The organism is Dorea sp. D27 (genome assembly GCF_001185345.1).
In the GTDB taxonomy this organism is placed as follows: Bacteria; Bacillota; Clostridia; order Lachnospirales; family Lachnospiraceae; genus Extibacter.
On sequence record NZ_KQ236744.1, the window covers coordinates 444,154 to 459,093 of the forward strand.

Sequence of the window (14,940 nt, forward strand, 5' to 3'; positions counted from 1 at the left end):
AATATGCCAACAAGTGCGGTGCATTGGCAGTTGCATCGGTTGGAGCAACGGAATGGAGCAAGGCTTGAAAAGTAAATGCTATTTCGTGGTGCTTTCTTTTCTGCGCTTGTGGTATAATGATTGCACATGCGTGCAATCCAAGGCTGCCGCCTTGCCGCCGTTCCGGCGGATTATACCCGGCAATCCACTGCTTGAAAGTAATGCCATTGCATGGCGCTTCCTTTTCTGCGCTTGTGGCATAATGATTGCACATGCGTGCAATCCAAGGCTGCCGCCTTGCCGCCGTCCCGGCGGATTATACCCGGCGATCCACTGCTTGAAAAGTAAATGCCATTGCATGGCGCTTCCTTTTCTGCGCTTGTGGCATAATGATTGCACATGCGTGCAATCCAAGGCTGCCGCCTTGCCGCCGTCCCGGCGGATTATACCCGGCAATCCACTGCTTGAAAAGTAAATGCCATTGCATGGCGCTTCCTTTTCTGCGCTTGTGGTATAATGGGGAGCGAGAGTAAAAAAGTAAAGAACATATGAGGAGGAAATGAAATGGAAGGTCGTAAGATTATCCAGGTAGAGGACAAGGTTCCTTTCCGGCTGCTCGTGCCGCTCAGTATCCAGCACATGTTTGCCATGTTCGGGGCATCGGTGCTCGTTCCGTTTATTTTCGGAATTAACCCGGCAATCGTGCTGTTTATGAACGGAGTCGGTACACTGCTGTTTATCGTCATCACAAAAGGAAAGGCACCGGCTTATCTTGGTTCCAGCTTCGCGTTCCTGGCACCGGCGGGTATCGTGATAAGTGAGATGGGCTATCAGTATGCACTCGGAGGATTTGTTGTAGTCGGCTTCTTTGGATGTGTGCTCGCATTGATTATCTATAAGTTCGGATCCGAATGGATAGACATCGTGCTGCCGCCCGCTGCCATGGGGCCGGTAGTGGCGCTTATCGGTCTGGAGCTGGCTGGTTCGGCGGCAGGAAATGCAGGGCTTCTGGATGAGAAGATTGACAGCGGCAACGTAATCGTATTCATGGTGACGCTCGGCGTGGCCGTATTCGGCAATATCGTGTTCCGCAGATTCCTCTCCGTCATACCGATACTAATAGCGGTCATCGCAGGGTATGTGGCTGCTGTCTGCTGCGGCATGGTGGACTTCGGGCAGGTGGCTGCCGCCTCACTGCTGGAGATGCCCAATTTCCAGACACCCCGCTTCAGCATGGAGGCGATACTGATTATACTGCCGGTGCTGCTGGTCATAGCATCCGAACATATCGGGCATCAGGTGGTGACGAGCAAGATTGTTGGAAGAGACCTGCTGAAGGATCCCGGACTTCACCGTTCCCTGCTCGGGGACAATCTCTCGACAATGTTATCTGGAATGATTGGTTCCGTCCCCACGACGACATACGGGGAAAATATCGGAGTCATGGCAGTCACGAAAGTATATAGCGTCCGCGTCATAGCGGGAGCTGCAGTACTCTCCATCATCTGCTCTTTTGTCGGAAAGCTGTCCATGCTCATACAGACGATTCCGGGTCCGGTCATAGGAGGAATCTCTTTTCTGCTCTATGGTATGATCGGGGCATCCGGTATCCGCATCCTGGTCGATTCCCAGGTGGATTACGGGAAATCCAGGAACCTGACACTGACATCTGTCGTCTTTGTAACCGGCCTCTCCGGTATCGCGGTAAAGTTCGGAAATATACAGCTGACGGGGATGGTGCTGGCATGTATCGTCGGAATGATGCTGAGCCTTATTTTCTATATTCTGGATAAGCTGAAACTGACAAATGACAGAGATGAATGATGAGGGACAGGGCAAAATGAATTGGGGACGGGGTTTTTCTAGAAAAACCCCGTCCCCAATTCATTCTTTGAGATTAAAAATAATTATAGAGTGTGCTCTGAAAGGCTTGCATTTCTGGAGTATAGATGATAAAATTTAAGAGTATTTTAAGAAATGCTTTACTGAATTGCAGTAGTGCAAAGGAGAATTTCATATATGACAGGCAGAGAGCTATTAGAAAAACTGCTCGCTTCTTACGAGGCAAGCTATGACATAGAACGAACCTGCTGTATCAATGGGGATATATATGATGCACACGCGGCTTTCAGTGTGACCAGCGCCAAGTATGTCCTCGTCAAGAAGGCAGAATTGTGGCGGGCGGACTGCTTTGAGCACGTGTTTTTTCGTGTGACGGACGGTCTCAGGGGGGACGATCTGGAGCGTTTCCGGATACAGGTTGCCTCATACATAGAACCTCAGCTCGTCAGGGGCGGTAAGAGATGGCCGGAAAAAAACCATATGTATACATATATCACAGGCGTCTTCATATGTGATAACGGTATCCCTGAGGATGTCAGGCAGGAAGTGAAGCGTTTCAGCTTCGTGAAAAATTATAAATGGACAGTCCGCGGATACAGCGAAGTGAGGCTGCTTGTATTTGATATGAAGAACGGAAAAGTCTTTGGCAACCGCGCTGCCAAAGACCTGGTAAAAGGCTATACTAAGGCCAAAGTAATAGGGCCTTCTTAGCAGCCTGCCGGAAAGCTGAAGGAGTCCGGCCGGTATATAGAACAAAAGAAGGAATGAGGAGGAAAACAAAATGAATGGTATTGTAGTATTGTTAGCGGGCATTGCGATTCTCATCATCGCCTATGTCACGTACGGCAAGTGGCTTGCCAAACAGTGGGGCGTAGACCCGTCCAAGGAAACACCGGCACATACGGAAGAGGACGGAGTGGATTATGTCCCTGCTAAGGCACCTGTGCTGCTTGGACATCATTTTTCATCCATTGCAGGAGCCGGGCCGATTAACGGTCCTATCCAGGCGGCGGTATTCGGATGGGTGCCCGTATTATTATGGGTGCTGATCGGGGGCATCTTCTTCGGTGCTGTCCATGATTTTGGCGCATTATTTGCGTCCATCCGGCACAAAGGGCAGTCCATGGGTGAAGTCATTGCGGACTCTATGGGAACAAAAGCAAAGAAGCTGTTTATCACGTTCTCTTATCTTACACTGATACTCGTAGTCGCTGCCTTTGCCTCTATCGTTGCCAATACATTTATGGCTACATATACGGAGAGCGGGGCGGTGGACGTGGCGGCCAGCGCGGCAAACGCGAGAACTGCCATGATATCCATATTATTTATTGCCATCGCCATCGTATTCGGATTCCTCGTATACAGGCGGAACGCGTCACTCGGCGTGTCCACCGTCATCGGCGTAGCAGCTATCGTTGTATGCATGGCAGTCGGATTTAACTGGCATCCTTTATACTTAAGCAACACGACATGGATGATAATTGTAGGCATCTACATCACGGTAGCATCCGTGACACCCGTATGGATTCTGCTGCAGCCAAGGGATTATCTGAGCTCCTTCCTGCTCTACTTCATGATGGCTGTGGCAGTCGTGGGAATCGTAGGCAGCGCGTTTACAGGCGGCGCCACCATGGATATACCTGCATTCACAGGCTTTAAAGACACGCTGGCGCCGACCGGAGCCTCTCTCGGCTATCTGTTCCCGGCTCTGTTCGTGACGATTGCCTGTGGCGCTATATCCGGTTTCCATTCACTCGTTGGTTCCGGTACGACAGCAAAGCAGCTGAACAATGAAAGAGATGCCAGGCCGATCGCATACGGTGGTATGCTTATCGAGTGTGCCCTTGCTATCATTTCACTCTGCGCGGTAGGCTATATCTGGGCGAACTATGCATCAGGAGAGACGGTTACACCGACCGTCGTATTTGCCACCGGTATCTCCAAGATGGTAGGCTCCATCCCCGGACTGGCAGGAACAGAAGAAGTCGCTTACTCCATGCTTGTACTGGCAGTGTCCGCATTCTGTCTGACATCGCTCGATACCGCGACACGTCTGGCCCGCTATATGTTCCAGGAGTTCTGGCTCAATCCGGGAGAAACGATTGCGGAGACGACAGGATATAAAAAGGTACTTACGAATCCGTTCGTAGCGACCATTATTACTGTAATACTCGGAGTCGGCCTCGGACTGACCGGCTATGCAAACGTGTGGCCTCTGTTCGGCGCCGCCAACCAGCTGCTCGCGGCACTTGGTCTGCTCGGTGTTGCGACATGGCTTGGCAAGGCAGGAAAGAACAACAAGATGTTCTATATCCCTATGGCATTTATGCTCGTAGTCACAATCACCTCACTCTGCTTTACAATCAAGTCCAACGTAGCAGGCATCGCCCTGGGAGGCGAAGGCGTGTCATGGTGCTACGTACGTACGATTATCGCGGTTCTGCTCGTGATACTTGCAGTAGTGCTTGCAGTGGACGGCATCAGGACTCTGATGAAACAGGACAAAAAGGCTGCTTAATATCAGTGGCAGGGTTATAGAGAAGTGATATAAAATTACGGATGAACCGGCGTGGCATTGGCTGCGCCGGTTTCTGCAGTATACACATATGCATCATACGGCAGTCTCCTTTTCATTTACAGGCCGGTGTGATAAAATGTATGCAATGGAGGTCAGGATGAAGAGAGAAAATTTTTTCAGAAAGAAGTCCGCAGATAATAAGATACGGTTTCCGATTAAAAATAAGATAATGATGCTGTCAGCAATGGCAGCCCTCCCTTTTTTGGCCATGGTCGTCTACCTGCTTGTCTCCATGACGAAATACAGCCGTGCTTACGATGATATCGTGAGGAACCTTACCATTGCCAATAATTATAATCTGGATTTCAAAGAGGAGATGGATGAGAGCCTGTACAAGCTCGTAGTCGGATATGTCACGTTCGACAACATATCGGAAAAAGACACGCTGAAGGATCCGTATGTCATGATTGACGAGCTGCGCAGCGAGTTTACGAAGCTCATGGATATAACGACGGAGACGGAGAGCAGGCTTTGGCTGGAAAGCCTGCTGCGCAATATCGACACATTGGAGAAGAGGGTGGACGATATCGTGGAGAGCGTATCTGCCGGAGAGCGGTATGATGAGAATATAGAAGAGCTGGACAACAATATTTATATTCTGACGGAACTGATTCAGGATGATATCCAGTATTACATATACTATCAGACGCAGAGCATGGAAGAGGTGACCAATAATCTCAACCGGCAGATGAATGATTTTGTCGTCATATGTATCATATTGGTCCTCCTGCTCGTGGCGGCGGTGACAGTCGTTACAGTCCTGATAGCGTCAGGAATCCTCCGGCCGATACGGGAGCTTTATGTTGCCACGGAGAAGATAGCGGAAGGCGATTTTGAAGTGCGTGCCAGTGCAGATTCCCGGGATGAAATTGAGGTACTGGCGCACGGATTCAATAATATGGCGGGAAATATGCAGGGGCTGATCAGCAAGGTGAAGGAAGACGAGCAGAAGATGCGGAGGGCAGACCTGCGGCTCCTGCAGGAGCAGATCAACCCTCACTTTTTGTACAATACGCTGGATACGATCGTCTGGCTGATCGAGGGCAATGAAACAGAGCAGGCGGTAGATATGGTGGTCACGCTGTCGGATTTCTTCCGGCTGGTGCTCAGCAAAGGGAAAGAGTTCATATCCATAGGACAGGAAGAGCAGCATATCCGAAGCTATCTGGAAATCCAGGAGATGCGTTATCATGACATATTAGAATATGAGTTTCGGATAGACCCCCAACTGTATGACTATCAGATATTGAAGCTCACAATCCAGCCGCTGGTAGAAAATGCGCTCTATCATGGCATAAAATACAAGAGGGCAAAAGGAAATATCAGTATCAGCGGAGAGAAAAAGGGCGATATGATCAGTCTGACGGTCAGCGATGACGGAGTGGGCATGGAGGAGGAAGAACTCCGGCAGCTGCGGGAGGAGATAGAGCGTCCGTGTGGCGAGACAAAGAAAGGATTCGGGCTTGCCAATGTCAATGAACGTATTCATATGTATTTCGGGCCGGAATATGGTATGACCATCAACTCGGTGAAAGGAAAAGGAACAACGGTGGAGATTATCATTCCGGCAATCGAGGTGGAAGAAGCACAGAAGGAAAGGATGAGATGACATATGAAACAGAGGGCAAAGAGGAAGTTCCGGCTGATCTCATCTGTGCTGGCTGTACTGCTATTGCTGTCAGGATGCGGGCCGGACTTTAAGGAAGATAACAGCCAGGATACGGTTACTCCGAAGGATGACAGCCTGATTGTGGTAGGAGTGTCGCAGATAGGCAGTGAATCGGTATGGAGAACGGCGAACACTGCATCGATACAGAGCACATTCAGCAAAGAGAACGGATATTTTCTTATTTTTGACAATGCGAGGCAGAAACAGGAGAACCAGATCAAGGCACTTCGCAGCTTTATCTCCCAACAGGTAGACTATATCGTATTCTCACCCATCGTGGAAGATGGATGGGACACGGTGCTTCAGGAGGCGAAAGACGCGGGCATACCGGTCATCCTGATGGACCGGAACGTAAATGTAAAGGACGAGTCTCTATATACCGCATGGGTCGGTTCCGACTTTACGGAAGAAGGCCGAAGGGCAGGCCGCTGGCTCTCCGGACACCTTGCAGAAGAGGGGCGCGGGGATGAAGAAGTAAATATCGTTGTGCTGCAGGGGACAAATGGCAGCACATCTGTCATCGGGCGGACGAAAGGATTTGATTCCGTCGCGGCACAGCATGATCGCTGGAATATACTGGAACAGGCAGATGCTGATTTCACTACTGCCAAGGGCAAGGAAGAGATGAACAAAATGCTGCAGAAGTATGAGGACATTGATGTGGTAGTATCCCAGAATGATGATATGACGTTTGGGGCACTGGAAGCGATTCAGGAAGCAGGGATGACGACCGGAACGGAAGGGGAGATTATCGTCATTTCCTTTGACGCTACAAAGTCTGCACTGGAGAAGGTGGAAGAAGGAATTATCAATGTCGATATCGAGTGTAATCCGGAGCAGGGCGCGTACATAGAAAAAGTAATCAGGACGATGGAAAATGGAGAGCGTGCAGATAAGGAGTATTTTGTAGAGGAAAAGGTATTTACAAAGAAAAATGTAGACAGCGTTATCGATGACAGATCTTATTAAAGGAAACAGAGGGAAAAAGATGTTGAAAGTGTTTTTGGTTGAAGACGAGAGCGTGATAAGAGAGGGTCTGCGTGACAAGATTCCTTGGGAACAGTATGGGTACCGGTTCGTGGGGGAGGCGGCGGACGGTGAGATGGCGCTTCCGCTCATACGCAGGGTCAGGCCGGATGTGCTCATTACGGATATAAAGATGCCATTTATGGATGGACTATCTCTTAGCAAGATGGTCAGGGCTGAATTTCCTAAGATAAAGATCATCATCATCAGCGGTTATGATGATTTTGCATATGCAAGAGAGGCCATTCAGGCAGGTGTGGACCAGTACCTGCTGAAACCGGTGACAAGAGCAGATCTCAGGAAGGTATTGCTGGAGCTGAAAGAGAAGATCGTGCAGGATGCACAGCAGGATGAATACCGGGTGCGGTATCAAAACGAGATGCGGGAATATGAGCAGTTTTCCCGGAGGCAGTTTTTTGAAAAAGTACTCGGAGGAGGAGAGATATCCGTTAAGGACATGTACGATGAAGCGGGGAAACTATCCATGGATCTATCAGCGTCATGCTATAACCTTCTGTTCCTCTGCCTGCAGGAAAAAGCCGGTGCACTGGCCGGCGGACGGGGAGACCGGTTTATCACAAAGCAGGAGGAGGTGCTGCATTATTTCCTGCGCCATCCACAGTACATACCGTTCCGGTGGAATGCCAACTGCTTTGGAGTGCTCGTGAAGGCAGAGAATGGACAGATGGAGGAGCTGACAGAGAAGGCGCTGGAACATATCAGGCAGGTATGTGGGCCGGAAGAGGAGCAGATGGACTGGTATGTAGCAGCCGGCCATCCGGTAGAGCGGTTAAGCCTGCTTTCGGACTGCTACCGGAACGTCAATCATTATTTCGCGTATCGTTTTATCATGCCGGACCTTCACCTGCTTACAGAGGCTACCCTTGCAGAGTATCTCATGCCGCGGGAAGACAATAATATAGGGAATGTGAACCCGTCTAAGATAGCGCCGGAGATTATCCGTGACTTTCTATCCAGAGGGAACAGAAGCGAAATCCATGATTTTGTGGAATCATATGTACAAGGTATCAGAGAAGCGCTGGAGTCAAGAATGTTCCGGGATTATGTAGTGCTTAACATTCGGTTTACGGTAATAGCATTCATAGAATCCATCGGGGCGGCACAGGAAGACTTTGAAAAAGAGACGGATAACGGTATACGGGATATGCATATGAAGCCCGCGGAAGTCTTTGACTACTTCGTAGATTCGCTGCGGGCGGCAATAAGCATCCGCGACAGAAAGAGCAGCTATCAGAGCGGCAGACTCCTTCGGCACGCACTGGATTATATAGACAGCAATTATGACCGGGAATCTCTGTCCTTAAGCAGTGTGGCAGAGGAAGCGGATGTGAGCGCGAATTATCTTAGCGCTGTATTCAGCCAGAACATGCAGAAAACTTTTATCGAGTACGTTACGGAGAAGCGGATGGAAAAGGCGAGGAGGCTGCTTGTGTCTACAGATAAGTCATCCGGAGAGATTGCGCTGGAGGTAGGGTATAAGGATTCCCACTATTTCAGCTTCGTATTTAAGAAGACACAGGGCTTAAGCCCGCGAGAATACCGGAACAGCAAAAAGGATTAGATGAGCCCGATATGCTCGGTCGTACTTTCTTTCAGATTGATTCTCCATGGGATCTCCTGCGATATGGCAGGAGATCCTTTTAATCTGCCGATCATCATCTGAGCGGCAGCAGTCCCCATCTCATGTGACCTGTGGGTAAGCGTGGTGAAGTAGAGAATGCCGGAACTGCTCAAGTATGTGTTGTCAAAGGCGGTCAATGCCATGTCGTCAGGGAGGCGGTAGCCGGCAAGACGAAGCTCCTTGATCAGGAAATATGCGATCATATCATTGTAGCAGATGACAGCGGTACAGGATTCCAGCGATTCCAGCACGAACCTTTTCAGGAACTGTGTATCCTGAAAACGCTGCAGCTTATCCAGGTCACGGGAATCAAACCAGCCGATCCGCTCATCTGGAACAGCAAGATGAGCATCTCTCATGGCTTCGATAAATCCACAGAACCGTTCCGGTCCCTGCTGGTCATCTGATTTGAATATACCGCCGATGGCAGTATGCCCCTGTTCAACGAGATGCTTCACAAGCAGGGCGCTTCCTCCGGTGTTGTCATCCTTCACATACGGGCAGTCGTTCAGATCCGGATAATAGTTGTGAAGAAACAGCACGATGCACCCCTTCCTTATCAGCTTGCGGTAGAGATCCAGATTCGGGTTTGGCAGGGCACTTTTACTGCCCTCTACTATAATTCCGCGGGGAGGTGCGTCGAGAAGATCAGACAATATCTGGCGCTCGCTCTGGAACCGGTTGCGGGTCACGTACACTTTGCCGGAGAAACCGCTCTGTGCCAGGGTACTGCGTATATCATTTATGACGCCTGGATAGATGTATTCGGAATCGTCAGACATCAGAATCCCGATTTCATCTGCCGAGGGGCCGGCTGAGAGACCTGTGAGGTAGGAGCCGCTTCCCCGTTTCTTTTCTATCAGCCCCTCTTCTTCCAGAAGCGCAAGTGCAAAGCGGACCGTCTGGCGGCTGACCTTGTACTTTGCACAAAGCTCCTGCTCCGACGGCAGTTTGTTGCGTCCATTTCCTATGTAACTGGGAATCAGTTCTCTGAGCCGGCCTGCCAGCCATTTGTATTTTATTGCCATGTGGCACCTCCATAAAAAATTGAAAAAAGTGTGTTCCCCTATACTGGAGTGATATGAAAAAAACATAAAAGATGAATAAAAATCATACCTTTTGGATTGTTCCGAATGAAGTTTACAGTACAGGCGGCGGGGAATGACGTGCGTCTGGCACGCCGAAATGTATTAAAATCGTAAATTTTCCTTCTTGTTTCTTAAAATAACATACAATAGCTGAAAAGTTGTATTTGAATTATATTATATCACAGAAAAGTTGTATTGTAAAAAACTAATAAACCGCTAAAATGCGCCGTATTACAGATTGATATGCGGAAGCGCAGGTGATAAGGTTGAATTACAAAGAAGCGGGGCCACGCTACAGTGAACTATGAAAACCAGGAGGGAAAAATTATGAAAAGACGAATTGTTGCAGTATTGCTTACAGCAGTTATGGTATTAGGTTTGGCGGGATGTGGATCATCAGGCGGGTCATCCGACAAAGATGCCGAAAAGAAAGATTCCGGGGACGGTACGATCAAAGTGGGCATTATCAATAACGACCCGAACGAGTCTGGATATCGTACGGCGAATGACAAAGATATGAAAGAGATGTTTACAAAGGAAAACGGATATGACGCTTCCTTCGCGTACAGCCTCAAGAACGATGAGCAGATTACGGCAGCTCAGAAGTTCATCCAGGACGGTGTCGATTACCTTCTCCTTTCAGCGGCTGACACGGCCGGATGGGATTCTGTCCTGAAGGATGCCCAGGATGCAGGTACGAGAGTCATCTTATTTGACCGTACGATTGACGCGGACGAAAGCCTGTATGAAGCCTCCATCGTATCAGACATGGAGAAGGAAGGCGAGACAGCTGTCAACTGGCTGGAAGAACAGGGACTTGACGCGTACAACATCATCCATATCCAGGGCGTCATGGGTTCCGCGGCACAGAAAGGACGTTCCGGAGCGCTTGATGCGGCAGCCAAGGATAAAGGCTGGAATATCGTTACACAGCAGACGGCAGAGTGGAATGCAGAGAAAGCACAGCAGATAGTCCAGTCAGCAATTGATTCCGGTGAAGCGTTCAACGTAATCTATGCGGAAAACGATGATATGGCCAAAGGTGCCGTGGCAGCGCTTGATAAGGCTAACATCTCTCATGGCGTAGGCAAAGATGTGATAATCATGGGATTTGACTGCAACAAGTGGGCGCTGGAAGAACTGCTTGCACAGAACTGGAACTACGACGGACAGTGCAATCCGTTCCAGGCTTCCTACATCGATGAAGTTATCAAGACGATTGAAGACGGCGGCGAAGTGGAAGAGAAGACGATCATCATGGATGAAAAAGGATTTGATGCCACGACAATTACAGAGGAAGATGTTGAGAAGTACGGCATCTGATACATAAACAGGCAGCAAAGCGGATTACCCGCTTATCAAGGGCGCGGCGCAGCGTACAGGACAGTAAATACGCTCCCGGGCCCTTTTATGAAAAGAGATTAGAGGTGAATGCACTGGTGAAAGAGAATGCTATATTAGAAATGAAGAATATCCATAAAAGCTTTCCCGGAGTACGTGCCCTGCAGGCGGTCGATTTTACGCTGCGTGAAGGTGAGATACATGCACTGATGGGCGAGAACGGAGCAGGAAAATCTACACTGATCAAGGTTCTGACCGGCGTCTATATGAAAGATGAAGGAGAGATATACCTGAAAGGGCTGGATAAAGCGGCGGTAATCCGTTCTCCGCAGGATGCACAGAATCTTGGAATCAGCACGGTATATCAGGAGATTACACTCTGTCCGAACCTGTCGGTAGCGGAAAACATGCACATCGGCCGCGGCAAAGCGCTGGGCCATAGCTGGAAGAAGATGAACGAGGCGGCAGATAAGATGCTGAAGGCGCTTGACATCCCGGCCAGGGCGACACAGCAGCTCTCGGACTGCTCTATCGCGATTCAGCAGATGGTCGCCATAGCACGTGCCGTGGATATGGATTGCAAGGTGCTGATTCTGGATGAGCCGACCTCCTCTCTGGATGAGCAGGAAGTAGAAAAGCTGTTCGGGCTCATGCGAGACCTGAAGGCGAGAGGGGTAGGCATCATCTTTGTCACCCACTTTCTGGAGCAGGTGTATGAGGTATGCGATAAGATTACGGTCCTGCGTGACGGGAAGCTCGTGGGCGAATATGCAATCAAAGATCTTCCACGTGTACAGCTCGTTGCGAAGATGCTCGGGAAGGAGCTGGATGACGCTGAGGAAATAAGGGATGAGAGCTTGATGTATAAGCAGGATGATTCCGTCCCTCCTGTATTGGAAGCCGAAGGGCTTCAGAGTGATGCAGGTATCAAACCATTTGATTTCAATATAAGAAAAGGGGAAGTCAACGGATTTACCGGACTGCTCGGCTCGGGACGGAGCGAGTGTATCCGTGCGATTTTCGGTGCGGACAAAGTCATAGGCGGAACCGTGAAGAAGGATGGTAAGAAGATAAAGATAACCAAACCGATTGATGCGATGAAGAACGGCATCGCCTACCTTCCGGAGGACCGCAAAGGAGACGGCATAGTAGGAGACCTCTCGGTGCGTGACAATATTATACTCGCGGCCCAGGTGCTGGAAGGATTCTTCAAACCGTTTTCAAGGGCGAAAGCAAACGAGATAGCAGATGAGTATATCAAGCTGCTCGATATCAAGACGGCATCCGCAGATACGCCAATCAAATCGCTTTCCGGAGGGAACCAGCAGAAAGTGATACTTGCCCGATGGCTGTTCACGCATCCGGATTATCTGATACTGGATGAACCGACACGTGGTATCGATGTAGGTACCAAGATCGAGATACAGAAATTAGTACTGAAACTTGCTTCAGAAGGTATGAGTGTCACATTCATCTCTTCTGAGACAGACGAAATGCTCCGTACCTGTTCCCGGCTGATTGTCATGAGGGACCGCAAGATGGTGGGCGAGATTTCGGGCAAAGACCTGACCCAGAGCAGCATCATGGGTATGATTGCCGGAGGTGACAAAGAGAATGCAGAAGAATAATACAAACAAATCAAGTATGAACCAGATAGTGGGCAAGATTGCAAGCAAGCAGATATTTATCCCGATAGCGGCACTCCTGCTGCTGGCTGTATTTAACCTGATTGTAGACCCGTCTTTTTTTAAGATCTCAATGGACGTCAACAGTGCAGGCAACCACGTCCTGTCAGGATACCTGATTACAATCCTGGATTACGGTTCAGAGCTTGCAATACTTGCCATTGGCATGACCCTCGTTACGGCGGCGTCAGGGGGGCAGGATATCAGCGTAGGCGCCGCAATTGCCATCGCAGGCTCGGTAATCCTGCGTGTGCTCTGTGGCACGAACTCAAGGCCGGATGAGCTGCAGGCGCCGATTATCGTGGCCTTCCTCGTAGCCTGTGTGGTTGCGATGCTCTTTGGGGCCTTCAACGGGGTGCTCGTTGCGGGATTTAACATCCAGCCTATGGTAGCGACTCTGATTCTGTTCACGGCAGGGCGCTCTGTTGCGGCATGGATCAACAATAATGAGCTTCCGGTCGTAAGTGATGAGAGCTTTACATATTTTGGCGGGTTTATTCCCGGTATTCCGATTCCGACCCCGTTCTTTATCGCACTGGGCTGTATCATCATAACAGCGCTAGTGCTGAAGTTCACAAATCTGGGCTTATATACGCAGGCGGTCGGCATCAATGCGAGCTCTTCCAGGTTAAATGGCCTGAATCCGGCGTTTATCAAGTTCTTAAGCTTTGTAATCCTTGGGTTATGCGTCGCGGTAGCTGCACTGATCAAGGTAAGCCGTATCTCATCCATCAACTATTCGGTCATCGCAAAAGATATCGAGATGGATGCAATCCTTGCGGTCGCGCTCGGAGGGAATGCCTTAAGCGGCGGCAAGTTCAACATGACCGCATCTGTCCTTGGCGCCTATGTAATACAATTTCTGACGACGACGCTTTATAAGTTCAATGTAAAGTCAGACGCGTTATCAGCATATAAAGCAATCGTGGTCATCGTACTTGTAGTCATAAGTGCACCGGCTGTAAGAGATAAAATGTCATCCGTATTCAAGAAGATGACAATAAAGAAAAAGGAGGTTGGTTAATATGACAATGACGGAAAAGAAGCCTGCAGGCGTCAGACGGCTGCATATCAAATCAATGTCCGATACGAACCTGCTGCTCCTGATTACGATCGGTGTATTCCTGCTGATGTACGTCGGCGCAATCTTGTTCCAGGGCTCGGGGTTCCTGAAGCCACAGACATTCTTCAATATACTGAATGCAAATGCGGCGCTGATTATCGCGTCCTGCGGACTGACCATTGTCATGATCACCGGGAGCATCGATATCTCCGTCGGCGGAGTAGCGGCTCTCGTCAGCATGTGCTGCGCGGTATATCTGGATTACAAGGATGGCAATATCTTCGTCTCTGCGCTGATTGCCCTTGGCATAGGCCTGGGATTCGGCCTTGTTCAGGGATTCCTGGTGGCATATCTGGATATCCAGCCGTTTATCGTGTCGCTGGCGGGAATGTTCTTTGCCCGCGGTATGACTACGATTGTACATACGAACCCATTCAACGTACAAAATGAAGCATTTGTTGATCTGAAAGAGACGCGCATCACCGTACCGGGCATGGGGTCGGTAAACAGAATCGGGAAATACGTAGACGCTTACGTCGAGATTGGCGTGGTCGTTGCGCTGCTGCTCGTCGTTCTGCTGTTCGTGCTGCTCAGATGGTCGAGGCTCGGCCGTGGATTCTACGCGGTGGGAGGCAACAGGCAGAGTGCCCTGATGCTCGGAATCAATGTAAAGAGAACAAGGTTCCTGGCTCATCTGCTCTGCGGGGTGCTGGCAGGCATCGGCGGATATGTATACTTCCTTCATGTAGGAAGCGGGGCTGCCTCGCACGCCAGCGGTATGGAGATGAATGCCATCGCCTCCGCAATCATCGGAGGAACGCTGCTGACCGGAGGAGTCGGTAATATTGCAGGAACCCTCTTCGGTGTGCTGTCGCTCAGCCTGATACAGAATATCGTATCATCTGCGGGGCTGGATCAGGCATGGTGGACGGGAATTACGATTGCGGCGATGCTCTGCCTGTTCCTTATCATCCAGAGTATTGTCATGGCCCGTAAAAAAGGTACTTCACAGTAGGAGAGGTGTTGG

Annotated in this window: 12 protein-coding genes; 10 read left to right on the forward strand and 2 right to left on the reverse strand. The window is 49.8% G+C overall.

The features are described from left to right. Positions 1-253 (reverse strand): hypothetical protein (locus HMPREF0980_RS19240; protein ID WP_207643606.1); only part of this gene is annotated, 253 nt, incomplete at its 3' end. A 290-nt stretch (positions 254-543) separates the two neighbouring features. On the opposite strand from HMPREF0980_RS19240, the gene uraA reads away from it, so the two are divergent. The 6 genes from uraA to HMPREF0980_RS08645 all read left to right on the forward strand — a co-directional run bounded on the left by uraA (position 544) and on the right by HMPREF0980_RS08645 (position 8,676). Further along, positions 544-1,803, forward strand: a complete 1,260-nt coding sequence (uraA, locus tag HMPREF0980_RS08620) for a uracil permease (protein ID WP_049728735.1) — start codon at positions 544-546, stop codon at positions 1,801-1,803. Positions 1,804-1,998: 195 nt separating this feature from the next. After that, on the forward strand, positions 1,999-2,532 hold the full coding sequence (locus HMPREF0980_RS08625) for a DUF8052 family protein (RefSeq protein WP_049728736.1): 534 nt from the start codon (positions 1,999-2,001) through the stop codon (positions 2,530-2,532). A 70-nt stretch (positions 2,533-2,602) separates the two neighbouring features. Beyond that, the gene (locus HMPREF0980_RS08630) at positions 2,603-4,339 is read left to right on the forward strand and encodes a carbon starvation CstA family protein (protein ID WP_049728737.1); all 1,737 of its coding nucleotides are present in this window, start codon (positions 2,603-2,605) and stop codon (positions 4,337-4,339) included. 157 nt (positions 4,340-4,496) lie between these two features. After that, complete coding sequence (locus HMPREF0980_RS08635; RefSeq protein WP_049728738.1) at positions 4,497-6,008, forward strand: sensor histidine kinase; 1,512 nt, start codon at positions 4,497-4,499, stop codon at positions 6,006-6,008. A gap of 3 nt (positions 6,009-6,011) precedes the next feature. Further along, a complete protein-coding gene (locus HMPREF0980_RS08640; protein WP_049728739.1) occupies positions 6,012-7,037 on the forward strand; it encodes an ABC transporter substrate-binding protein in 1,026 nt (341 codons plus the stop codon). A gap of 19 nt (positions 7,038-7,056) precedes the next feature. Beyond that, positions 7,057-8,676, forward strand: a complete 1,620-nt coding sequence (locus HMPREF0980_RS08645) for a response regulator transcription factor (protein WP_049729173.1) — start codon at positions 7,057-7,059, stop codon at positions 8,674-8,676. Here the strand turns inward: HMPREF0980_RS08645 and HMPREF0980_RS08650 are convergent. Next, positions 8,673-9,764 carry a GntR family transcriptional regulator gene (locus tag HMPREF0980_RS08650; protein ID WP_049728740.1) on the reverse strand — a complete coding sequence of 364 codons (1,092 nt, stop codon included), beginning with the start codon at positions 9,762-9,764 and terminating at the stop codon, positions 8,673-8,675. The genes HMPREF0980_RS08645 and HMPREF0980_RS08650 overlap by 4 nt on opposite strands. 387 nt (positions 9,765-10,151) lie before the next feature. On the opposite strand from HMPREF0980_RS08650, the gene HMPREF0980_RS08655 reads away from it, so the two are divergent. From HMPREF0980_RS08655 to HMPREF0980_RS08670, 4 genes are all read left to right on the forward strand, one after another. Beyond that, positions 10,152-11,147 carry an ABC transporter substrate-binding protein gene (locus tag HMPREF0980_RS08655; protein ID WP_049728741.1) on the forward strand — a complete coding sequence of 332 codons (996 nt, stop codon included), beginning with the start codon at positions 10,152-10,154 and terminating at the stop codon, positions 11,145-11,147. Between the two features lie 140 nt (positions 11,148-11,287). Continuing rightward, positions 11,288-12,793 carry a sugar ABC transporter ATP-binding protein gene (locus HMPREF0980_RS08660; RefSeq protein ID WP_084002747.1) on the forward strand — a complete coding sequence of 502 codons (1,506 nt, stop codon included), beginning with the start codon at positions 11,288-11,290 and terminating at the stop codon, positions 12,791-12,793. Continuing rightward, positions 12,780-13,874, forward strand: coding sequence for an ABC transporter permease (locus tag HMPREF0980_RS08665; RefSeq protein WP_049728742.1), 1,095 nt, complete (start codon positions 12,780-12,782; stop codon positions 13,872-13,874). The genes HMPREF0980_RS08660 and HMPREF0980_RS08665 overlap by 14 nt, the downstream gene beginning before the upstream one ends. Before the next feature lies 1 nt (position 13,875). After that, positions 13,876-14,928, forward strand: coding sequence for an ABC transporter permease subunit (locus HMPREF0980_RS08670; protein WP_084002710.1), 1,053 nt, complete (start codon positions 13,876-13,878; stop codon positions 14,926-14,928). The last annotated feature ends 12 nt before the right edge of the window (positions 14,929-14,940 follow it).